Origin of the sequence: uncultured Aquimarina sp., from assembly GCF_947496855.1 — a bacterium.
Lineage (GTDB): Bacteria > Bacteroidota > Bacteroidia > Flavobacteriales > Flavobacteriaceae > Aquimarina.
Window position 1 is genome coordinate 1 of sequence record NZ_CANMED010000050.1, and the last position, 201, is coordinate 201.

The window sequence follows — 201 nt, forward strand, 5'->3', positions numbered from 1 at the left end:
TACCGGAGTTGGCGTTGGCGATACGGTTCCCGATGGTTATACTACCATTGGAGCGATCAGTAACAGTGGAAGTGAGACTGGCGGATTGATCAGTTGGAGTGGACTTAGTGTTACAACGACCACACCATTAGTATTGACCTATACAGCGGTAGTAACCGCTACAGGTAACTATACAAACTTTGCAGAGATTACTGCGAGTGA

General features: G+C 46.8%; 1 protein-coding gene. It reads left to right on the plus strand.

What is annotated here, in order from left to right; genetic code table 11:
- On the plus strand, positions 1-201 hold a 201-nt coding region (locus tag Q0921_RS25020; protein WP_299261906.1), incomplete at both ends, for a hypothetical protein.